The sequence below is a fragment of the Pseudomonas sp. B14(2017) genome (assembly GCF_002113255.1).
Classification (GTDB): domain Bacteria; phylum Pseudomonadota; class Gammaproteobacteria; order Pseudomonadales; family Pseudomonadaceae; genus Aquipseudomonas; species Aquipseudomonas putida_Z.
Genome location: NZ_NEJY01000025.1, coordinates 51,523 through 73,691, shown reverse-complemented (window position 1 = coordinate 73,691; position 22,169 = coordinate 51,523). Strand labels below are relative to the sequence as shown.

The window sequence follows — 22,169 nt, the reverse complement described above, 5'->3', positions numbered from 1 at the left end:
TTCGCGGGCTTGCCCGCTCCCACAGGGCCGCCACAGCCTTGTGCTGCGAATGGGCTGCAAGGCAGCCCCGGCGATTTCACATCAGCGCTTGCCGAGAATCTTCCCAAGCAACTCCGGACGCGGCGCGCCTTGCTGGCTCTGCAGGTTACCCTGGTCATCCTGATAGAAGATCGCCGGGGTCGCCTGCAAACCCATCTCTTCCATCAGCGCCATGTTCGCCGCCAGCTTTTGCTGCACCGCCTCCGGCACCTGCTCCAGTGCCTTCAACTTGCTGGCCTTGCCCGCTTTTTCATGCTCGTGCAGTGCCTTGGCCGGGTCTTTCGCCGCCAGCAGCGCCGCCGACTTGCCCGGGCTGTCCTCGCGGATGATGCCGACCATGATATGGCGCAACTGCACCTTGCCCGACTCCACCCACGGCCGTGCCTGCTCCCAGAACATGTTGCAGTACGGGCAGTTGGGGTCGCTGAACAGGTACACCTTGCGCGGTGCATCGTCCTTGCCGTCAGCGATCCAGGAGGTTTTCTCCATCTTCGCCCAGATTTCCTTGCTCATCGGCGCATACACCAGCTTTTTCAGCGGCTCGGCACTGAGGTCGTTGCCCTGTTCGTCGAACAGGCTGCCGACCAGTACATGCTTGCCGTCAGGGGTGAGGTACAGCGCCAGGCCGTTGTTCTGGTACTCGGCGGCATACCCGCGCAGGCCGTTGGGGGCGTCGAAGCTGCCTTTGATCACGGCGCCCTTGGCTTGTAGTTGCGCAATCGCCTTGGGCAGCTCTTCGGCCTGCAGGGTGGGGGCAGCCAGCAGGGCCAGGGACAGGGGCAGCAGTGCAGTCAGTCGCATGTCAGTTTCCTTGTGCGGCAGGGGCGGGCGCGGTGGCCCGGTCGAAAGGCTCCAGGGCGTGGCGCAGGCTGGCCCGGGACAGCTCGCCCAGATGGCTGCCGACCAGGCGCCCGTCGGCGTCGTAGAACAGGGTGGTGGGCAGGGCCATGGAGCCGACGCGCTGGGCCAGCAGGCCGGTGCCGTCGAACAGCACGTGGGTCAGGCTCAGGCCGGTGGTGGCGAGGAAGGTGCTGACGTTTTCCGGGGTCTCGCCCTGGTTGACGAACAGGAAGGTCACGTGCGGGTAAGCGCTTTGCGCCTGTTGCAGCACCGGCATTTCGCGTCGGCAGGGTGGGCACCAGGTGGCCCAGATGTTGATGACCAGCGGTTTGCCGCGGTAGCTGTGCAACGCTACGGATTGGCCGTTGGCCTTGCGCAGGCTCAGCTCGGGCAGTTCGGTGCCCTTGCTGTACAGGTGGCCACCGAGGCTGGCCAGGCCCCAGAACAGCGCGCCGCTGAACAGCGCCCAGCCCAGCGGACGGCGCAGGCCCGGATGGCGCCAGCCCTGCCACAGGGCGCCGAGCACGATGCCGGCAAGGCCCGACCAGAACAGGAAGCCGCCATCACGGATATCGATGATCTGCAGCAGATCGTCCTGGTACATCGGCCAGTAGGCCAGCACGAAGCCGGCGCGTGCGCACAGCAGGCCGATCAGGAACAGGTTGAACAGTGCCGATTCCGGGCTCTCGCCGCCACGCCGGGCGACCCACCAGCCGACCATGCTGGCGATCACCAGGGCGGTGAGCATCAGCAGGTGGTTGAGGGCCATGGTCAGTGGCCCGAGGGTTACGGTCAGCATCAGCCTTGGCTCCTGGTCTGGGTCCAGTGTTGCAGGAAGGCGGCTGCGTCCACCTCACCAGTGATGCGCCGCGCGCGGCGTTCGTTGCCTTCCGGGCCGACCCAAATGATGCTGGGCGGGCCAGGTACCTGGTAGCGCTGCAGCAGGGCCTGGCTGGCCGGGGTGTCGGCGGTTACGTCCAGGCGCAGCAGGTGCACACCGGCCAGGCCGGCCTGCACGTCGCTGCGGGCGAACACCTGTTTTTCCATGACCTTGCACGACACGCACCAATCGGCATAGTAGTCGAGCATCACCCACTGGCCACGGGCCTTGGCTGCATCCAGTTCGCGTTGCAGGTCTTCGGGGCGGCTGACGGTGACGAAGGCGTCCTCGGTGTGCTGGCCGGTAGCCGGCGCAGCGCCGCCACCGGCGAACGGGCGCAGCGGCTGCCAGAGGTCGTCGCCACCGGCCGCCGCCCCCACCAGCAGCAGGCCGCCCCACAGGGCACCCAGCAGCGGCAACGCGCGCAACGCCGGCAACCGCTGCAGGGCCGGCCAGGCAGCCCAGGCCAGGGCAATCAGCAAGGCGCCGCTCAGGGCCAGCAGCAATGCTGCGGGCAGCAGGCTGCGCAAGGTGTATAGCGCCATGCCCAGGAACACGAAGCCGAACACGCCCTTGACCCGGTTCATCCAGGCGCCCGGGCGGGGCAGGAAGCGGTTGCCGAGGGTTACCAGCAACAGCAGCGGCACGCCCATGCCCAGGCCGAGGCTGAACAGCACCAGCGCCCCCTGCAGCACGTCGCCGCTCTGGGCGATGTACAGCAGCGCGCCGGCCAACGGCGCGGTCATGCACGGGCCCATCAGCAGGCCGGACAGCGCGCCGAGCAGCGCCGCGCCATACAGGTTGCCGCCACGGGTACCTTGCCCGGCGCGGTCGAGGCGGTCACGCACGGCGGCGGGCAGTTGCAGTTCGAAGGCGCCGAACATCGGCAGGGCCAGCAGCACGAAAAGCCCCGCCAGGCTGCCCAGCAGCCAGGGTTGCTGCAGCCAGGCCTGCAGGCTGGCACCCAGCAGCGCGGCGACCACGCCCAGGGCGGCATACACCAGGGCCATGCTCAGTACATAGACCCCGGCCAGTATCCAGCCGCGCCGGGCACTGGCGCCATTGCCCATTACCAGCCCGGCGAGGATCGGCAGCATCGGCAGCGAGCAGGGGGTAAAGGCCAGCAACAGGCCCAGGCCGAAGAACGCCAGCAGGCTCCAGGCCAGGTGGCCTTGTTGCAGGTCGCTGGCCAGGGCCTGGTCACTGGCTTGTTCGGCCGCCGGCGCCACACTGCCACCCAGGTCGACCAACGTGGTTTGCGGCGGGTAGCACAGGCCGGCGTCGGCACAGCCCTGCCAGCCCAGGCGCAGCTGGCCCCGGGCATCGGCCGGGAGCAGCAGTTCGAGCTGGTCGCGGTACACCGCACTGTCGCCGAAGAACTCGTCGTGATGGTTGAGGGCGGCCGGCAGTTGCGGGTGCTGTTCGGCAGGCAGGCCGTCGAACTTCAGGCGTTTCTGATACAGGTAGTAGCCAGGCTGGATCTGAAAGAACAGGCGCATCTGGCCGTCGGCCTGGCGGTCGTGGGTAAGCACGAAGGCCTGGTTGACCGGCAGGAAGTCCGGTTTGACATCGAACGGGTTGGCCTGCAACGGGCCGGCCAGCAGCAGTGTCAGGAAGAGCAGGAGGACGCGCATGTCTTCGCCTTGGCAGTACGTTGAAAGGGGTCATGCTGGCTTGGGTCGATTAACCCAAGGTTAACTCTGGTTTTTGGTCAGGGGGGGCGCATCAGGGCTTGCAGGTGTTTGCCGTGGGATTGTCTGCGCCTGGGGGATCCTAAGACAAACACCTACCAGCCCCAGAACAATTTCCGCCCCAGATCCCAGACATGTCGCGACATATTGTCGACTTGACTTTGCCTGCGGCAACACAATTGCTGTAAAGTTGACGTACAGGTCAGCTTTTCAGGCTAGTACCAGAATCAAAAAAAGGGCAGTCCCCCTGCTGCCCAGAGGATCAAGCATGTCCAACCGTGATATTTCCCGGCGCGCCTTCCTGCAAGGCGGCCTGATCGCTGGTGTCGGCGTGACCATGGCGCCGCTCGGCAGCCAGGCATTCGCCGCGCTGATGGAGGAACGCGTCACCACCTCGCCGCAGAAGTGGATGAACCATGACGGCAAGGCGCGTTTCCGTAACGATGCCTTGTCCAAGGTGTGCGGCGACAAGGTGTTCGCCCGCGACATCCGTGCCAAGGACATGCCCGGCTGGCCCGTGCAGCAGGGGCATGCGCTGCTGCTCAAGGCGACCAAGGCCGACCGTATCTATGCCGGCCATGACCTCAGCCTGCTTGGCGCCGACCTGCAGCCGGACCGCATCGTCACCGCGGCCGACCTGGAAAAGGACGGCATCGCCTGGCCCGAGGCCCACTCGCCCGACCCGCTGCTGCCGCCCGGCAAGGTGCCGATGTTCATCGGCCACCCGGTGGCGATCCTGATCTGGCACGACTTCGAGCGCTTCCGCCAGGCCAAGCGCAAGCTGCAGTTCAACGACCAGGCGATCCGTTATGGCGCCCAGGCGCCGCTGTACCAGCGCGACCCCTACGGCAGCTTCCGCTTCGTGCGCGTGGGCGGTGCCACGCCGTTCGACGACGATGAATTTTCCAGCCTGAAGAATTCCATGCTGTTCCCCACCATCCTCAACCGCAAGCCGGTGTGGTCGAAGCAGCCCAACCAGCATGGCGACCTGACCGAGCAGGGCCTGTTCTACGCCAAGCGCATGGGCGAGCAGCTGGATAACCCACCCGAGGACTGGCTGGTGTTCGACGAGCGCTACAAGACGCCGTCCATCGAGCCGGCCGCCCTGGAGCCGGACAACGGCAACGGCTGGTACGACCCGGCCAGCGGCACGCTGCACTTCGTGGTCGCGACCCAGTGCCCGTTCGAAGTGGCGCAGGAATGCGTGCACATGATCAAGCCGTCGCGCTTCGCCCTGAACACGCTGAACATGCACCCTGGCTATACCGTGGGCTACGGCTCGAAAGACAACAACATCTTCGTCTTCTACGCCGCCGTGGCCGCGCTGTATGGCGCCGGTGTGCCGATCCGCCTGGCCAACGACCGCTACGAGCAGTTCCAGAGCGGCATCAAGCGCCATGCCTTCGATATCCGCTACCAGTTGGCGGTGGACAAGAAGGACAACAGCTTCAAGATCTTCCGCGCCGACATGAGCTGCGACGGCGGCGGGCGTATCAACTACAGCCCGTCGGTGGCAGCGGTGGGGGCCACGGCGGCGCAGTCGATCTACTACATGCCGCAGAACGACCTGTCGGTCACTGCCTATCATTCCCGTGGCGTCGAGGCCGGCTCCATGCGCGGCTACGGCACCCTGCAGACCATGGCCGCCACCGAAATGATGGTGGATGAGATCGCCGGGCGCCTGGGCGTCGATGCCATCGACCTGCGCCGCGCCAACGCGCTGAAGTCGGGCATGAAGAACACCCAGGGCGCGGTCCCGGCCGGCGCCCTGCGCCTGTACGAGATTCTCGACAAGGCCGCCGTGCACGACTGGTGGCGCAACCGCGATGCGCGCAAGCAGCAGATGGACGCAAAGGACCCGGACCACTGGTATGGCGTGGGCTTTGCCATCTGCCAGAAAGACTTCGGCACCGGCTCCGAAGCCCCCATGGCCAGCATCGAATTCAGCCGCGACGGGCGCATCAGCCTGCGCCACATCGGCACCGAGCTGGGTACCGGCATGTCCACCTCCCAGGCCCTGGTGGTCAGCGATTTCCTTGGCCGCTCGGCCGACGAGGTGAAGACCGCGGTCACCGAATGGCCGGAGCTGCAGCTGACCACCAGCGGCAACCCGTACCTGATCAGCCAGCCCGAGCAGGACGCCGCGCTGCGCAACCCGCGCTGGGTCGGCAAGCTTGCTTCGCCGTCGTCGGCGACCAACTCGGCCTTCTACTTCAGCCATGCCACCCGCGAAGCGGCACGCGTGCTGTTCAACCACGGTCTGTGGCCGGCGGCCATGGCCATCTGGCGCCAGGGCCCGTACGGCGGCCAGGCCAACCCGCTGGTGGTGCGCCGCGAGAATGCGGTATGGGTCAACGGCGAGCTGACCGGCAACGGCCTGTCACCGATCCCGTTCGCCCAGCTGGCACAAAAGGCCCATGACATGGGCCTGGTCACCGGCGTCAGCGTGCACGGTTTCAACCGCTGGAGCTGGGCCGAGGCCGACTTCGTCATCGACGGCGTGCGCGAACGCTTCCCGCTCGACGCGGTGGCGGTGAAGTACGGCGATGGCGCGGTGAACGCCAAGAAGGCGCAGATGATCAGCCACGGCTACCACCTGCTCGACCGGCAGAACGCCGCCTATCCCGACACCCAGCTGAACAACGCCATGGTCACCTACTACAGCCCGGTGGCGACCATTGTCGAAGTCAAGGTGAACAAAGGCACTCACGAGGTGCAGGTGCTCAACCACCACAGCTGGGTCGAGTGCGGCCGGGTGCTGGTGCCGGAACTGGTCAAGGGCCAGCTCGAGGGCGGTATCGCCATGGGCATCGGCCATGCCTTGACCGAAGAAATGCCGTTGTACGAGGGCGGGCCCGGGGAGGGCGACTGGAACTTCAACCGCTACCGCCTGCCGCACGCGCGCGACGTGGCGGTGTGGCAGCAGACCAGCGAAATCCTCCCGCCGCTGTCACCGACCGACCCGTCCAAGGGCATCGCCGAGGTGGTGATGATCCCGGTCGTCGGTGCCATCGGCAATGCCGTCGCGCATGCCATCGGCAAGCGCGTTCGCGATCTCCCCATCACCCCAGCCCGTATCAAGGAGGCCCTCAATGGCTAACCGTCCACTGCAACTGACTCTCAACGGTCAACCGGTCGGCCCGGTCGAGGTCCCCGACGACCTGGCGATGATCGACTACCTGCACGAACACCAGAACCTCACCGGCTCGCGCCTGGGCTGCGGCCAGGGCATCTGCCACGCCTGCGTGGTGATCGTCGACAACCCCGACGGCACCAGCGAGGAGGTGCGCACCTGCATTACCGGCGCGCATTACTTCGAGGGCAAGAAGGTCCGCACCATCGAGGGCCATGCCAGACAGGACGAGGCTGGCAACCTCACGCTGAACCCGATCCAGCAGAAGTTCGTCGACCTGTTCGCCTTCCAGTGCAGCTACTGCGCGCCGGGCTTCGTCAATGCCGCCACGGTGCTGGTGGAAACCGCCCAGCGCCAGCCGTTGAGGAAAAGCGAGGTGGAAGACCGCATCGAGGCGAGCCTGGGCCACCACATCTGCCGTTGCACCGGCTACGTGCGTTACTACGACGCCACCCGCACGGTGCTCAACGACCTTGGCCTGGTCAAGGAGGGTTGAGCATGGGTCTTGTTCGTAGCGCACTGGCGCTGGCTCTCGGCCTTGCCATTACCTCGCTTGCCCAGGCAGCCGACCAGGCGCAGGTCAAGCGCGGTGAATACCTGGCCCGCGCGGCCGACTGCATGGCCTGCCACACCGCCGAAGGCGGCGCGCCGTACGCCGGCGGCCTGCCGATCCATTCGCCGTTCGGCACCATTTACGGCAGCAACATCACCCCGGACAAGCAGTACGGCATCGGCAACTACAGCGCCGACGAATTCTTCGCCGCGGTAACCGAGGGCAAGCGCAAGGACGGCGCCAACCTCTACCCGGCGATGCCGTACACCTCGTACCACCTGATCAAGCGCGAAGATTCGGACGCGATCCTCGCCTACCTGATGACCGTGCCGCCAATCAACCGCCCGGCACCGCAGACTGCGTTGCGCTTTCCGTTCAACGTGCGCCAGGGGCTGAGCGGCTGGAACATGCTGTACGGTAAAAGCGTTCAACTGCAGCCGACCGAGGGCAAAAGCCCGGCCTGGCAGCGTGGGCAGTACATGGTCGAAGTCATGGGCCATTGCGGCGAGTGCCATACCCCGCGCAACCCGATCGGTGCGTTGCAGCAGGACCAGCGCCTGAGCGGCGGCCTGCTGGGTGGCTACCTGGCCCCGAGCCTGCTGGCCCAGGACCTGGCCGAGCGCGGCTGGACCCAGCCGGACCTGACCACCTTCCTCAAGCACGGCATCAGTGCCCAGGGCAGCATGTTCAACGAAATGTTCCCGGTGGTGCACCACAGCACCCAGCACCTGGAGGATGCCGACCTGGCGGCCATGGCCACCTACCTGCTGGGTGACCAGCCACCGCCGGCCAAGGCCATCCAGGCGGTGGCGCTGGAGCAGATGAGCGAAAGCGCCAAGCGCGGCCGCCAGCAGTACCTGAATGTCTGCGCCGGCTGCCATGGGGTGGACGGCGAGGGCAAGCCGCACATTGCCGTGGCCATGCGCGGCAACACGGTGCTGCGCCAGGCCGACTCGCGCAACCTGGTCAAGGTGGTCCTCGAAGGCATCCGTGAGCAGCAGTTCACCGGCTTCGAGCGCATGCAGCCGATGCCGGGCTTTGCCGACAAGCTCGATGACCAGCAGGTGGCGGATATGGTCAACTACCTGCGCCAGGCCTGGGGTGGATTGCCCGGTGACCTGAGCGTACAGCAGCTCGCCGAGCTGAAGGCGGAGTAAAGGGTGCAGCATCTCGATCTACAGGTGGTCCGCCAGGCGTTGCAGTGGTCGTGCGGCGGCCAGCGGGTGTGGTTGTGCACGGTGCTCGCCACCTATGGCTCGGCGCCCCGTGCACCGGGCTCGCTGCTGGCGGTGAACGCCAGCGGGCAGTGGCTCGGTTCGCTGTCCGGTGGCTGCGTCGAAGACGACTTCCTCGAGCGCGTGGGCCGGGGGGAGTTTCCCGAGCCAGTGGCCATCGTGCGTTATGGCGATGGCAGCGACTCGCGTTCGAGCATCCGCCTGCCCTGTGGCGGCGTGCTGGAAGTGCTGGTGGAGAACCTGCCGGCCGAATGCGAGGTGCAGGCGCACCTGCGTGAGCTGGAAAGCGCATTGCAGGGCCAGCGCCGCGTGCTGCGTGAAGTGAGCCTGCCCGAGGGCAGGCGCCTGCTTGCCGATGACCACAGCCAGGGGCCGCGTGTGCAGCGTGAAAGTGCCTGTGTACGCTTGCGTGTAGGGGCCGCCCAGCGTCTGCTGTTGGCCGGGTACTCCAGCGTCGCGCATTTCTGTGCCGAGTTCGGCAAGGGCATGGGCTTCGAAGTCATCCTTTGCGAGCCGCGTGACGAAGTGCTCGACGGCGTGCGGCTGGATGGCATCGAAGTGCGCCGCGAGCTGCCATCGGAGTTCATCGCCCATGGCGGTTGCCATGCCGACACAGCCGTGGTCGCGCTGACCCACGACCCGAAGATCGATGACCTGGCCATGCTCGAAGCGGTGCGCACCGAGGCGTTCTATATCGGTGTGATGGGCTCCCGGGTGACCTCCGACAAGCGCCGCGAACGCCTGCGGCGGATCGGTGGCCTGGGCGAGGTCGAACTGGGCCGCATCCACGCCCCGATCGGCCTCAACCTGGGCAGCAAGACCCCGGCCGAGATCGCTTTGGCGGTGCTGGCCGACATTCTGCGGGTGCGCAACGGCATCGAGCGGGGCGCGCTGTGAGCGTGGTTGCGCTGGTGCTGGCGGCAGGCCGCGGCACGCGTTTCGGTTCAGACAAGCGCCGGGCGACCTTGGCTGATGGTCGCAGCCTGCTGGCGCATAGTGTGGAACGGGCCCAAGCGGTGTTCGATGATGTGCGCGTGGTGTTGCGCGCGGGCGAGTGGAGCGAGGATTTTGCCTTGCCTGCCGATTGCCGGGTTATCGCCAGCCCGGATGCGGCGTCGGGGATGGGGCATAGCCTGGCAGCCGGCGCCAGGTCGTTGGGTGACAGCCAGGCGCAGGCGGTGGCGATCTTGCTGGGTGATATGCCTTGGATCGAATCGGCCACCTTGCGTCGGTTGGCCGAGGCGGCCACCACCTCGACCATCGTGTTGCCGCGCCATGCGGGGCAGCAGGGGCACCCGGTGGTCTTCGGCCGCGACTTCTGGCCGGCGCTGGGGCAGCTTGCCGGGGATGAAGGGGCCCGGTCGGTGGTGCAAGCGCATCGGGATCGTTGCGTGGTGGTTGAGGTGGAGGATGCTGGGGTGTTGCTGGATGTAGATACGCCGCAGGGGTTGATTTAGGCACTGGTGTTCGCCATCGCACCCAAGACGAACACCACAATCCACCCCACAAAAGGTCCATAATCCCCCCTTAATCTGCCCAAGGTGCAATGCCAGCCACACCATTCCGGGAGCCCCGCCATGCACGTTCTGCTCTGTGAGGACGACGACCTGATCGCCGCCGGCATCTGCGCCGGCCTTACCGCCCAGGGCCTGACCGTGGACCGTGTGGGCAACGCCGCCGATGCACGGGCGATGCTGCAGGCCGCGCAGTTCGACGTGATGATTCTCGACCTTGGCCTGCCCGACGAAGACGGCCTGAAGCTATTGCGCCGCCTGCGCGAGAAAGGCGAGACGCTGCCAGTGCTGGTGCTCACTGCCCGTGATGCGGTCACCGACCGGGTCGATGGCCTGCAGGCCGGCGCCGACGATTACCTGCTCAAGCCGTTCGACCTGCGCGAGCTGGCTGCTCGCCTGCACACCCTGCTGCGGCGGGTGGCCGGGCGGGCGGTGAATGTGATCGAACACGGCCCGCTGCGCTACGACCCGAGCAGCTGCGAGGCAACCCTGGCCGGCCAGCCGGTCGACCTGTCCCGGCGTGAACAGGCATTGCTCCAGGCGCTGCTGCAGAACCCCGGGCGGGTGCTGTCCGGCGAGCAGCTCAAAGACTGCGTGTACGGCTTCAGCGACGAAGTCGAGAGCAATGCCCTGAACGTGCATATCCACCATCTGCGGCGCAAGCTGGGCAACGGCATCGTCGAGACCGTGCGCGGCCTGGGCTACCGGCTGGGCCCGGCGCAGGCGCCGGAGGAGGCCGCATCATGAGCCTGCGGGTACGCCTGAGCCTGATCCTGGGCAGCGCCTTCGTGATCATCTGGGCGCTGGCCGCCGCGTGGATGCTGCGCGACCTGCGCCAGCAGATGATGTTCTCCCTCGACCAGCGCCTGGTGGCTTCGGCGCGCATGGTTGCCGGGCTGATCGACCAGCTGCCGCAGCCGCTGACCGCCAAGGGCGGGGAGGCGCACTTTTCCGCCGACCAGTTCAGCGTGCCGGACGGCATGGCCTGCCAGGTCAGCTCGCTGCGTGGCGAGATTCTCGCCAGCAACCACAAGCACGACGGCGTCATGGACGATGAACGCAGCGGTTTCCGTGACCAGACCATCGACGACGCGCTGTGGCGCACCTTCACCTACAACCATGGCGATGTGCGAATCACCACCGCCGACCGGCACATGGAGCGCGAGGCGCTGAACCAGTCGATCCTGCTGGCAGCCTCGGCGCCGGTGCTGATGGCCCTGCTTGGCAGCCTGGGGTTGTTGTGGATCGGCCTGGGCAAGGGCCTGGAGCCGCTCAACCGCATGCGCGATGCCCTGCGCCGCCGGCGCGCGGACAGCGTCGAGCCGCTGCAGGTGGCGGGCATGCCCAGCGAACTGCAACCGTTGCTGGAAACCCAGAACCAGCTGTTCCTGCGAATTGCCCAGACCATCGAGCGTGAGCGGCGCCTGACCGACGATGCCGCGCATGAACTGCGCAGCCCGCTGACGGCGATCAAGACCCACCTGCAGGTAGCGCGGATGACCGATGGCGCCGTGCGTGAGCAGGCGCTGGAACATGCCGAGCAGGGCGCCGACCGCATGCACCGCACGCTGGAGCAGTTGTTGATGCTGGCGCGGGTGGAGGGCAGCCTGTCGTTCGAGGATGGCGTGCAGTGCAGCGCCGAGCAGGTGGCCCGGCAGGCGGTGCAGGATGCCGGCGGCGGTGACAACCGGCGCATCGTGCTGCGCTTGCCTGAAGCCGCTACGCAGGTCTACCTGGGCATGCCTGCGCCGTTGGCGGTGGCGGCGCTGCGCAACCTGCTGGACAACGCCTTGCGCCATGGCGGCGACGAGGCGGTGGAGCTTGAGGTGCAGATGGCTGACGGCCAGGTGGGCTTCATGGTGCGGGACCATGGGCCGGGGATTGCCGAGGCGGACCTGGAACACCTGACCGAGCGCTTCTGGCGTAACGGGCAGAGTGGTGGATGCGGGCTGGGGCTGGCGATCGTGCAGGCGATCGTGCAGCGTTGTGCCGGTAGCCTGAAGTTCGACAGCCGCAGTGATGGGTTGCGGGTGTTGTTGCAAGTGCCGGCGCGCTCGGGGCATTGATTTTTATTGCCTGTGCCGGCCTCTTCGCGGGTAAACCCGCTCCCACAGGTACTGCATCAACGCTGAGATCTGTGCCAATCCTGTGGGAGCGGGTTTACCCGCGAAGAGGCCGGGCCTGCTTTCAAAAATCCCACAGCAACCGCTAAATCCTCCCCGCACTCAAGCGTTTCCCAAGCGACGAACACCCGCACTTTCGCTTGCTTGCGAGGATTCACCCATGTCCACCGCTTCCTGCCTTGCCCAGGTCCCGCCGGCCAGCGCGCCGCGTGCCTTGTACGAGTTCACCGATTCACCCTTGCTGCAACGCCAGCAACAACAGGAGTCCAACGCTCGCAGCTACCCGCGGCGCATCCCGCTGGCACTCAAGCGCGCCCGTGGCATCCATGTGGAGGATGTCGAAGGCCGCCAGTTCATCGACTGCCTGGCCGGCGCCGGCACCCTGGCGCTGGGCCACAACCACCCGGTGGTGGTCGAGGCGATCCAGCGGGTACTGGCCGATGAGCTGCCGTTGCACACCCTGGACCTGACCACGCCGGTCAAGGACCGCTTCGTCCAGGACCTGTTCGGTGTGCTGCCCGAGGCGTTGCGCCGTGAGGCCAAGGTCCAGTTCTGCGGCCCGACCGGTACCGATGCAGTGGAAGCAGCGCTGAAACTGGTGCGCAGCGCCACCGGCCGCAGCACCGTGCTGGCCTTCCATGGTGCCTACCATGGCATGAGCCAGGGTGCGCTGAGCCTGATGGGCAGCCATGGCCCGAAGCAGCCGCTGGGTGCCTTGCTCGGCAACGGTGTGCAGTTCATGCCGTACCCCTACGACTACCGTTGCCCGTTCGGCTTGGGCGGCGAAGCCGGGGTCAGGGCCAACCTGCATTACCTGGAAAACCTGTTGCTCGACCCGGAAAGCGGCGTGCCGCTGCCGGCGGCGGTGATCCTCGAGGTGGTGCAGGGCGAGGGCGGGGTGATTCCGGCCGATATCGAGTGGCTCAAGGGGGTACGCCGTATCACCGAGCAGGCCGGCGTGGCGTTGATCGTCGATGAGATCCAGAGCGGTTTCGCCCGTACCGGGCGCATGTTCGCCTTCGAGCATGCCGGCATCATCCCGGACGTGGTCACCTTGTCCAAGGCCATCGGCGGCAGCCTGCCGCTGGCGGTGGTGGTGTACCGCGACTGGCTGGACACCTGGAAACCGGGCGCCCACGCCGGCACTTTCCGTGGTAACCAGATGGCCATGGCGGCGGGCTCGGCGGTGATCGATTACCTGGTCGAGTATCGCCTGGCAGAGCATGCCGAGGCCATGGGCCAGCGCCTGCGCCAGTACCTGCAGCAGTTGCAGCGGGATTATCCGCAGTTGGGTGATATTCGCGGGCGTGGCCTGATGCTTGGGGTGGAGCTGGTGGACCCGCAAGGCCAGCGGGATGCGCTTGGGCATCCGGCGGCCAACCGTGAATTGGCGGCGAAGGTGCAGCGCGAGTGCCTCAAACGCGGGCTGATCCTGGAACTTGGTGGGCGGCATGGGGCGGTGGTGCGCTTCCTGCCGCCGTTGATCATCAGTGGCGAGCAGATCGATGAGGTCGCGCAGCGCTTTGCCGAGGCGCTGATCGCGGCGGTCTGATCGATTGCCGGGGCCGCTGCGCGGCCCTATCGCCGGCAAGCCGGCTCCCACAGGGACTACGCCGACCGGAAGGCTTGCGCTGTACCTGTGGGAGCCGGCTTGCCGGCGATAGGGGCGCAAAGCGCCCCCTGCTAATCCCGGCTACCAACCGCGCCCGGAATTCACCCAGAAGTTCACCGACAGCGAGGTGGTCACAGACTCCACCTGGTGGAACCACCCTTCAGGCAGGAACAACAGGTCACCGGCCTGCAGCACCACGCGCAGGAACGGCACCTCGCGCGCCGCCGGGAAGCGCTGGTAGTCCGGGGCGTCGGGGTTGAAGTCGCAGCCGTCCAGGCCGCCCTTGGGGCTGGTCGACCAGGTACCCAGGGCCGGGCGATGGTGCGGCGCGGCAAGGATGAACGACTTTTGCCCCCATACCTGTGCGAACAGGTTGTCGGTGTCGTCGCGGTGCAATGGCGTCAGGGTGCCCTTGGGGCCGATCCAGATGCGCGGCGCAATGAACTTCTCGCGGGCGAAGTACTGCGGGTAGCGAATCAGCGTCAGCAGCTTTTCCGGCACGATGTTGTTGCCCATGTAGGCCGGGGTTTCGCCGGGTTTGGCAGGGGTGTCCAGCGAGGCGATGAAGTCGGCCATGGAAGTGGAACGGAAGTCGCGGTCGGTGGAGAAGGTCTTCTTCACGTAATCGCCGTGCCGGGTGATGCCCTGCAGTTCGGCGAAATGCTCCAGCGAAGCTTCGCGGCCCATGGTGAACAGCGGCCAGTCCTGCAGGGCATCGCTGATGACCACCGGCGTCCCGTGCGCCAGGTATTCGCCCTGGAAGCGCGCCAGCGGCATGTCGGCGCGGGCAATGCGTGCCACCTCGCGCTGCACCGGTTGCGCGGCCGACACCCGTTCGCTGAGGCGTGCCGGTGTCGGGTAGCGTTGGTTCATCGACACCTTGGTCGCCGGCGCGCCGCGCCGGGCGTTGCTGATGATCTGCGGCAGCAGGGTGGCCAAACCCATGTTGCCGCTGATCTTCAGGCGGGCGCTGGCGAACAGCTCTTCGACGTTGGCGGTGCCGCCCATGATGCCGAGGAAGTCACGCTCGGCCACCTCGATGGTGACGTCCGGGGCGCTGTGCCGGCCGGCACCGGTGCGGCTGCTGTCGCGCACCTCCGACCAGAAGGCCCGGTCCTGGCCGAAGACGAACTGGAAAACGCCTTCGATGCCGACGGCATGGGCGTTGGCGAACAGTTTGCTGAGGATGCTCTGAAGGTCCACGGTATGCCTCTGGCGGTCTTTCGTTGTGCTGGGATAACGAGTGCCTGCACCAACGATTTAGCCGTGTGGGCGGGTAATTTTTCGGTGTGCTGCTACGTCCCGTAGGGAGGCTCGAGTCACATTGTTCACCCAAGGAACCCACATGGCATTGCACCCTGATCTGGCGGCATTTCTGGAACTGGTCGAATTTGGCCGGCTGACGGGCAGGAGCCTGCCCATGCACGCGATGGACGTGGCCCAGGCCCGTGCCGAGTTCGAAGGCAGCTCGCAGGTACTCGACCCGAGCCCGCCCGGCAACGTCACGGCCAGCGAGTTGCAGATTACCGCGCGCGACGGTGCCCGCCTGGCTGCTCGCCTGTACCGCCAGGGCGATGCTGGTGCTGCCTTGCAGCCAGTGATCCTGTACCTGCATGGCGGCGGCTATGTGGTCGGCAGCCTCGATTCGCATGACTCGGTGTGCCGTCGCCTGGCGGCCCTGGGCGAGTTCGCGGTGCTGGCGGCGGACTACCGGCTGGCACCGGAGCAGCAGTTCCCGAAAGCCCTGCACGATGTGCTGGACGCCGCCAACTGGCTGGCTGAGCAGGCGGCCTCGCTGGGCCTGGACAACCGCCGGGTGGTGCTGGCAGGGGACAGCGTGGGCGCCAGCCTGGCGGCGGTGCTGGCCATTACGGCGGTGGAGCAGCCCGAGGCGCTGGCGTTCAAGCCGCTGGCACAGTTGCTGTTCTACCCGGTGACCGATATCTCCTGCTGGCGTGAGTCCCATCGCGAGCATGCCGAGGGTTACCTGCTGGAGACGCCTACCCTGGAGTGGTTCTACCGGCACTATGCGCCGCAGCGCGAGCAGCGCCTGGACTGGCGGGTGTCGCCGTTGCTGTCGACGCTGTGCGAGCCATTGGCGCCGGCTTGCCTGTTCGTGGCCGAGTATGACCCGTTGCATGATGAGGGCATGGCCTATCGTGACTGGCTGGTGGCGGGTGGGACGGCGGTGACCTTTGCCCGGGTGGAGGGGTTGACCCATGACTTCTTGCGCATGTCGGGGATCGTGGGGCAGGTGGAGGGGATTTACCGGGATGTCGGGGAGTGGTTGAAGCGGGTCGGCGGCCAGTCCTGACTTGAGCTCGCCGGGGGCGCGTTGCGCCCCTATCGCCGGCAAGCCAGCTCCCACCCCGACCGCACCGACTTCAAGCCATTTGCAGTACCTGTGGGAGCCGGCTTGCCGGCGATAGGGCCGGTACAGGCAACCCTCAAGCGCGCAGGTAGCGCTTCAGAATATCCCCCAATCGCTCGATCTCCGCCTCGGTATTCAACAGCCCAGGCGCCGTCCGCACCACCGGCCCGACATCCCGCGAAACCGCATCGACCACGATGCGCTGGCTGTTGAGATACCGGGCCACCTCGTCAGCATCCTGCCCCGCGACCCGGAAGAAGGTGAACCCCGCCGAATACTGCGTGCTGCGCGGTGTCACCAGCTCGACCCCCGGCAGCGCTTCAAGCCGCTGCCTGAGATAGCCATTAAGCCCATGAATCCGCGCCTGCACCGCCGCCTTGCCCAACTGCAGGTGCAGCTCGAACGCCTTGCCCAATGCCCAGCGGTGCTCGAAGGCGTGGTAACCCCCGGGCGTCATCACCGTGGCAAAATCCTCGTTCTCGGAAAACGTGGCAATGCTCGGGTTCAGCTGCTTCAGTTCGGTGGACGCCGCGCAGATGATCCCGGTACCCCGCGGCCCGAACATCCACTTGTGCGTGCCGGCGATGAAGTAGTCGCAGTTGAGATCGGCAAAGCGCATGTCTTCGACGCCGAAGCCATGCACACCGTCGATCACGTAGATGATCTGGTCCTGCTCGTCACGCTGGCGATTGACCTCGCGCACCAGCGCGCCGATCTCGCCCACGGGCAGTTTCACGCCACTGCCCGAGTGCACCCAGGTCATGCCCAGTACCCGTGTTTTCGGCCCGATGGCCGCCGCGATGGTGGCCAGTACCTGGTCGCTGTTGACCTTGGCGGGGTCGTCGAACAGGCGCAACCGGTGCACCGGTGTGCCATCGCGCGTGGTGCGAAAGCCCATGGTATGGCGAGCGGCCGAATGCTCGTGCATGGTGGTGAGAATTTCCTGCCCCGGGGCAATCTTCAGCCCGCCATAGATCAGCCCCAGGCCTTCGGTGGTGCTGCCGGTCAGGGCGATTTGCCGGGGCGTCACTTCGAGGTAGCGGGCCGCCCATTCACGCACGGCGGCTTCGTGCTTCCACTCCGACTGGCTGTCCCAGTCGACCATGCGGGCCGGGTGGCGGTCGAAGCGGGCGCGCAGCGCCTCGATGGCTTCGCGCACGGGCCGTGGGTGCGAGGTGATCAGGAAGTTGGCAAAGTGCGCGTACGCCGGGTCCAGCTCGAACAGGTTGCGAAACGCGGCCCAGTCGCTGGCGGTGGCAGGCTGCGCAGCCGCCGCTCGGGCGGCAGGCAGCAGTGGGCTTGTGAGGGGCAGGGCGGCCGCAAGCAGGCCGGCCTGCTTGAGAAAGGTGCGACGATCGTTCATCAATTGGCTCGCAAGGGTCAGGGGGATGAGGTGGCGACAGGTTGCGCGGCGCGCTGCACCTGCTCCCACACCCGCAGGAAGTTGCCGCCCCAGAGCTTGGCGATATCCGCTTCGGAGTAGCCGCGGCTGATCAGTTCGGCGGTGACGTTGCGCGCTTCACCGGCGTTCTGCCAACCGTCGATGCCGCCGCCTTCGTTGAAGTCCGAACTCAGGCCGACATGGTCGATGCCGACCTTGCGCACGGTGTAGTCGATGGCGTCGCCATAGTCCTTGAGCGTGGCTGGCGGTTCCTCCTCGAGAATGCCGTACAGCGCGTTGGCGTACTGGCCGACCTTCTGCTCGGGCCAGCCGGCGATCACCGGGTCACCGGGCATCAGTGCGTAGTCGAGGTTGGCCAGTGGCGGCAGGTCGTAGCGGGCGCGCAGGGCGTTGAGTTTGTCCTGGGTCTTGCTGCTCAAGGGCTTGAGGTAGGTGGAGAAGGCCACCAGCTGGACCACGCCGCCACTGTCCTTGATCAGCTGCAGCTCCTTGTCGGAGAGGTTGCGCCTGATGTCGACCATCGCCCGTGGCGCCGAGTGCGAGGCCACCACCGGCGCGCGGCTGAGGGCAACGGCCTGGGCCAGCGCCTTGCTGGACATTTGCGACACATCGATGATCACGCCCAGGTCGTTCAGCCGCTGCACGGCGCGCTTGCCGAGCGGCGACAGGCCGTCCAGGGCATCGGCGGTGTCATTGAAGAACGGCAGCGGGCGCGAAGAGTCGGCCCAGCTGTTGTTGCCCACATAGCTGAAGCCGAACATGCGCACGCCGCGCGCGGCCCAACGGTCGAGCTGGTCGATGTCATCGCCCAGCGCATAGGCGTTGAGCATGCTGAGGAACACCGCAAACTTGCCTTCGCCGTGCAGGCGCCGCATGTCTTGCGGGGTATAGGCAATACCCACCTGCTGCGGGAAGTCGCGGACCATGGCGGTGATGGCGTTGTAGCGCACCTCCTGGGTGTGGCGGGCGGCTTCGACGAAGCCTGGGGTAGGGCGGTGCGGGCCACCGTCACCGGTCCAGGACTCTGGCCAGGCGAAGATGGTCAGGGCAGCGCCAGATAAACGCCCGCGTGCGGCCTTGGCCAGGTCGAAGCGGCCGCCGCCATCCTTGTCGGCCTCGCTGCCTTCGGTGCCGAAGGTCAGCGGCAGGGTGACATGGCTGTCGAACGAGATGATGCGTTCCTGCAGGTCGTTGGCCTGGCGGGTCACCTCCCTGGAATAGCCGGCGGGTGTGGCGAAGTAATGCCAGGCGGCAAACCCGGCGCCAGCGGCAACCGCCGCGGCCAGGCTGATAAACAGGGCTTTCTTCCAGCGTGGAGTCGTCATCTTGGTCTCAGTAGGTTCACCGTCGAGGGATGGGCACAGAGGCCGCCGCTACCTGCAGTGAACGAGCTCGCAGCCGAGAAATTTAGCGCCTGTCGGGGGCCGCCATGCGGCCCAATCGCCGGCAAGCCAGCTCCCACCTCGAGCGCATTGGCCTCAAGCCATGTGCAATCCCTGTGGGAGCTGGCTTGCCGGCGATTGGGCTGCGCAGCAGCCCCGGATGCAGCCGGAGCGCCGCTAAATTTCGCCTGTCGTGCAACGTTCTAGCCTTGGACGGGCCGTGCTCCATGGCCGCAATGAATGCACAGGTATGCAATGACGATTTCCCGACGCGGTTTCATCGCCGGTGTGGCATTGACGGGTGTGGTGGTGCCCGGTGCGCTGGGGGCGCTGTATGTGCAGCGCCAGCGTGCCGCCGAGGAATTCCCGGAAACCCCTGGCGAGGCCGTCGTCGAGTTGGCCGATACCCGCCTGCAGCAGTTGGGCGATACCCTGCGCGGCATCTGGCGCTGGACCCTGCAGGGCAAGGATGCGGGGCTGGATGGCCTGCCCACGGGTGAACTGGAGCTGTTCCTGGATGTGGCAACCAGCGGGCGCGCCCTGCGCGGCTACCTGGATACCCCCGAGCGCCTGCGTGGGCAGGATGAGCCGCGCTACCGCGTGGTAGGCGACCTGTTGGCGGACAAGTCGGGCACCCTGCGCTGGCGCCTGTTTTCGGCCCAGGCCCGCTATGAATGCCATATCGTGCTCGACGAGGTCTGGGGCCGGTTCGGCAACGCCGGGCCGGCCACCCTCAACGGGCGCATTGCACGCCTGGACCGCGCGTTGACATTGCCCGTGGAGGACAACCAGTTTCTGGCGTTGAAGCGCACCTTCCCCGAGGCGCGCGAGCGTACCCCGCTGAACCCGCAACTTCTGGCCTGGCTGACCGCCCCGGAGCATCGCCTGTTCCACCAGCTGTGGCACTCGTCGCGGGACAAATGGCACAAACTGGGCAAGGACAAGCAGGGCGCCCTGCGTGGCCTGGGCTGGCAGCCCGGGCCGCGTGATCGCGAGCGTGATGCGCGGGGCCGGCACAAGGACCGCAACGGCTCGGGCGAAGACTTTTTCTTCATGCACCGGCACATGCTTGGCAGTGCGCGTGCCTTGCAGGACTTGCCGTCATGGACGCGCTTCCCGCTGCCGCAGCCGGAGCTGGAGCGCGACCGGGCCGGATTCGCCCGCTACTTCGACAACCATGACGGCAATGCCCTGCCGCCCACCTGGCTGGCCAGCGGTGATGCGGATTACACCCAGTGGGTGCGCGACATCAAGACGCCGGATACCTTCCATGGCAACTTCCTGGTCTGGGAGTCACGCTACACCGACCCGGAGTACCTGAGCACCTTGACCCTGGGCCAGTTCGGTTCGGAAGTGGAGCTGGGCCTGCACGACTGGCTGCACATGCGCTGGGCATCGGTGCCGCGCGACCCCTCCAACGGCATGCCGGTGCCGACGGCGCGCACGCCGGATGATTTTGCCGAACGCTGGTTCGCCGAACAGAACGATTTTCTCGGTGACCCGTTTTCATCGCATGTGAACCCGGTGTTCTGGCACTTTCATGGCTGGATCGACGACCGCATCGAGGACTGGTTCCACGCTCATGAGCGGCTGCACCCGGGCGAGGTGCGGCGCCTGGAAGTCAATGGCGTGCCATGGTTTGCGCCAGGGCGCTGGGTGGAGGTGGCCGACCCGTGGCTGGGGCCGGATACCCATGGCTGCTCGACGGTGCCGGGTTTGCGGCCCGGGCGCAGTGTAGAGATGGACCCGGAGACCATGAAGCTGGCGTTGCGCATCATCTACAGCGATGACGATGTGCTCGACAAGCTGCGGCCCAAGGTACCGCAGCGGCCGTGGTATGCGCGCAACCTGAAGGTGCGGAACTAGTCGCTGCCTGTACCGGCCCTATCGCCGGCAAGCCAGCTCCCACAGGGTCTGCGCCGGGTTCAAGACATGCGCTGTACCTGTGGGAGCTGGCTTGCCGGCGATAGGGCCGGTACAGGCGACCTTACTGGCTGGCCACCCACCCACCCCCCAATGCCTTGTACAACGCCACGCTACCCTGCAACCGGGCCAGGCGCAGTTGTGCCTGCTGGTCCTGCGCCACATACAAGGTGCGCTGGGTCTCCAGCACGCTCAACAGCGTCTCCGCTCCCGCGCCATAACGCTGCTGCGCCAGGTCGAACGCCAGCCGCGCCTGCTCCACCTCTTCATCCTGCCACTGCCGCTGGCGGTCCACGCCCTGGATCGCATTGAGCGCTTTCTCGACATCGGCAAAAGCGGCCAGGATGCTGCTGCGGTAGGTCTCCAGCAACTCCATCTGTTCAGCCTCGGCCAGTTCACGCGCGGCACGCAGCCGGCCGTTGTTGAAGATCGGCGCGACCAGGCCGCTGGTGAGGGTGTAGTAGGAGCTGTCGAACAAATGGGCAAAGGTATTGGCGCCAGCTCCCAGGTTGGCCCCGAGGGTGAGCTTGGGCAGCATGGCGGCGCGGGCGACCTGCACGTTGGCGCTGGCGGCGGCCAGCCGTGCTTCTGCTGCGGCAATGTCCGGGCGGCGGGTGAGCAGCTCGCTGGGCACGCCGCTGCCAATGGCGGGCCATTGCAGGGTGTTGATCGCGTCCTGGCTGGTGGGTAGCGACTGTACCGGGTCGCCGAGCAGGGTTGCCAGGGTGACCCGGCTGTCTTGCCACTTCTGTTCCAGTAACGGCAGCTGGCGTTGCTGTGCGGCCACCAGGCTGCGCTGCTGGGCCAGTTCCAGGCGCGTGGCGGACCCGCTGCGCTGGCGTGCCTCGACCAGGCCCAGCACGTCCTGGGCATTGCGCAGGTTGAGGCGGGCAATGCGCAACTGTTCCTGCAAAGCCAGGCCCTGAAGGTAACTGTCGGCCACCGCGCTGACCAGGGTCAGCGCCACGGTCTGGCGGTCGAAGCGGCTGGCATCCAGGCTGCGCAGGGCGCTGTCACGGGTCGCCCGCAGGCCGCCCCAGAAGTCGATTTCGTAGCTGGCGCTGAGCTGCATGTCGAACGAGGTGCTGGTGGGTTCGCTGCGGCTGACATCCAGTTGGTCATAGCCGTCACCGTGCAGCAGGCGTTGGCGGCTGCCGTCCAGGCCCAGCTTCAACTCCGGCAACAGCGGCGCGCCGGCAATGACCGCGCGGGCCTGGGCCTGGCGTACCCGCGCAGTGGCGGCAGCCAGGTCATGGGCATTGTGCAGGGCGTGCTGTACCAGGCGGTCGAGCTCGCTGCTGGCGAAGGCATGCCACCACTGTGTCGTTGGCAGTTGTGCCGAGGGTGATGCGGCCTCGCCTTGCCAGGCGGATGGCGCGGCGATACCGCTGGCGGGTGTTGGCGGCGTGCTGCAGGCGGCGAGGCATACGCATAAGGTCAACAGGCTGATGCGGCTAGGCAGAGTCATGGG

General features: G+C 66.7%; 17 protein-coding genes. 10 read left to right on the top strand and 7 right to left on the bottom strand.

What is annotated here, in order from left to right; translation table 11 throughout:
• Positions 1-81: 81 nt before the first annotated feature.
• The 3 genes from dsbG to dsbD are packed head-to-tail and all read right to left on the bottom strand — an operon-like array spanning position 82 to position 3,393.
• Complete coding sequence (gene dsbG / locus CAG34_RS23965) at positions 82-840, bottom strand: thiol:disulfide interchange protein DsbG (protein WP_046615068.1); 759 nt, start codon at positions 838-840, stop codon at positions 82-84.
• Position 841: 1 nt separating this feature from the next.
• Positions 842-1,678 carry a TlpA disulfide reductase family protein gene (locus CAG34_RS23960; RefSeq protein WP_085592815.1) on the bottom strand — a complete coding sequence of 279 codons (837 nt, stop codon included), beginning with the start codon at positions 1,676-1,678 and terminating at the stop codon, positions 842-844.
• A complete protein-coding gene (gene dsbD / locus CAG34_RS23955; protein ID WP_085592813.1) occupies positions 1,678-3,393 on the bottom strand; it encodes a protein-disulfide reductase DsbD in 1,716 nt (571 codons plus the stop codon). The genes CAG34_RS23960 and dsbD overlap by 1 nt, the downstream gene beginning before the upstream one ends.
• 325 nt (positions 3,394-3,718) lie before the next feature.
• Here dsbD and CAG34_RS23950 point away from each other — a divergent pair, with 325 nt between their 5' ends.
• From CAG34_RS23950 to CAG34_RS23915, 8 genes are all read left to right on the top strand, one after another.
• Complete coding sequence (locus tag CAG34_RS23950) at positions 3,719-6,550, top strand: xanthine dehydrogenase family protein molybdopterin-binding subunit (protein WP_085592810.1); 2,832 nt, start codon at positions 3,719-3,721, stop codon at positions 6,548-6,550.
• Positions 6,543-7,079, top strand: a complete 537-nt coding sequence (locus CAG34_RS23945; protein WP_085592808.1) for a (2Fe-2S)-binding protein — start codon at positions 6,543-6,545, stop codon at positions 7,077-7,079. Before CAG34_RS23950 ends, CAG34_RS23945 begins: the two co-directional genes overlap by 8 nt.
• A gap of 2 nt (positions 7,080-7,081) precedes the next feature.
• Positions 7,082-8,293 (top strand): cytochrome c, encoded by a 1,212-nt coding sequence (locus tag CAG34_RS23940; protein WP_085592806.1) that lies wholly within the window; start codon positions 7,082-7,084, stop codon positions 8,291-8,293.
• Between the two features lie 3 nt (positions 8,294-8,296).
• Positions 8,297-9,268 (top strand): XdhC family protein, encoded by a 972-nt coding sequence (locus CAG34_RS23935; protein ID WP_085592804.1) that lies wholly within the window; start codon positions 8,297-8,299, stop codon positions 9,266-9,268.
• Entirely contained in the window at positions 9,265-9,828 is a 564-nt protein-coding gene (locus tag CAG34_RS23930) for an NTP transferase domain-containing protein (RefSeq protein WP_085592802.1), read from the top strand. The genes CAG34_RS23935 and CAG34_RS23930 overlap by 4 nt, the downstream gene beginning before the upstream one ends.
• 120 nt (positions 9,829-9,948) lie before the next feature.
• A complete protein-coding gene (locus tag CAG34_RS23925) occupies positions 9,949-10,632 on the top strand; it encodes a response regulator transcription factor (RefSeq protein ID WP_025339994.1) in 684 nt (227 codons plus the stop codon).
• Complete coding sequence (locus tag CAG34_RS23920; RefSeq protein ID WP_085592800.1) at positions 10,629-11,951, top strand: ATP-binding protein; 1,323 nt, start codon at positions 10,629-10,631, stop codon at positions 11,949-11,951. The genes CAG34_RS23925 and CAG34_RS23920 overlap by 4 nt, the downstream gene beginning before the upstream one ends.
• Before the next feature lie 217 nt (positions 11,952-12,168).
• A complete protein-coding gene (locus CAG34_RS23915) occupies positions 12,169-13,560 on the top strand; it encodes an aspartate aminotransferase family protein (RefSeq protein ID WP_085592798.1) in 1,392 nt (463 codons plus the stop codon).
• 141 nt (positions 13,561-13,701) lie between these two features.
• Here the strand turns inward: CAG34_RS23915 and CAG34_RS23910 are convergent, their stop codons facing one another.
• Complete coding sequence (locus tag CAG34_RS23910; protein WP_085592795.1) at positions 13,702-14,823, bottom strand: cupin-like domain-containing protein; 1,122 nt, start codon at positions 14,821-14,823, stop codon at positions 13,702-13,704.
• Positions 14,824-14,965: 142 nt separating this feature from the next.
• Between CAG34_RS23910 and CAG34_RS23905 the strand changes: the two genes are divergently transcribed.
• On the top strand, positions 14,966-15,934 hold the full coding sequence (locus CAG34_RS23905) for an alpha/beta hydrolase (RefSeq protein WP_085592793.1): 969 nt from the start codon (positions 14,966-14,968) through the stop codon (positions 15,932-15,934).
• 133 nt (positions 15,935-16,067) lie between these two features.
• Here CAG34_RS23905 and CAG34_RS23900 read toward each other — a convergent pair whose 3' ends face one another.
• Positions 16,068-17,354: an aminotransferase class V-fold PLP-dependent enzyme gene (locus tag CAG34_RS23900; RefSeq protein ID WP_085592791.1), complete on the bottom strand. Its 1,287-nt coding sequence runs from the start codon at positions 17,352-17,354 to the stop codon at positions 16,068-16,070.
• Positions 17,355-17,371: 17 nt separating this feature from the next.
• Positions 17,372-18,718, bottom strand: coding sequence for a pyoverdine-tailoring dipeptidase-like protein PvdM (gene pvdM, locus CAG34_RS23895; protein WP_085592789.1), 1,347 nt, complete (start codon positions 18,716-18,718; stop codon positions 17,372-17,374).
• A 312-nt stretch (positions 18,719-19,030) separates the two neighbouring features.
• Here pvdM and CAG34_RS23890 point away from each other — a divergent pair, with 312 nt between their 5' ends.
• Positions 19,031-20,641, top strand: a complete 1,611-nt coding sequence (locus CAG34_RS23890) for a PvdJ/PvdD/PvdP-like protein (RefSeq protein ID WP_085592787.1) — start codon at positions 19,031-19,033, stop codon at positions 20,639-20,641.
• 121 nt (positions 20,642-20,762) lie between these two features.
• Here CAG34_RS23890 and CAG34_RS23885 read toward each other — a convergent pair whose 3' ends face one another.
• Entirely contained in the window at positions 20,763-22,166 is a 1,404-nt protein-coding gene (locus CAG34_RS23885) for an efflux transporter outer membrane subunit (protein WP_085592785.1), read from the bottom strand.
• Positions 22,167-22,169: the final 3 nt, after the last annotated feature.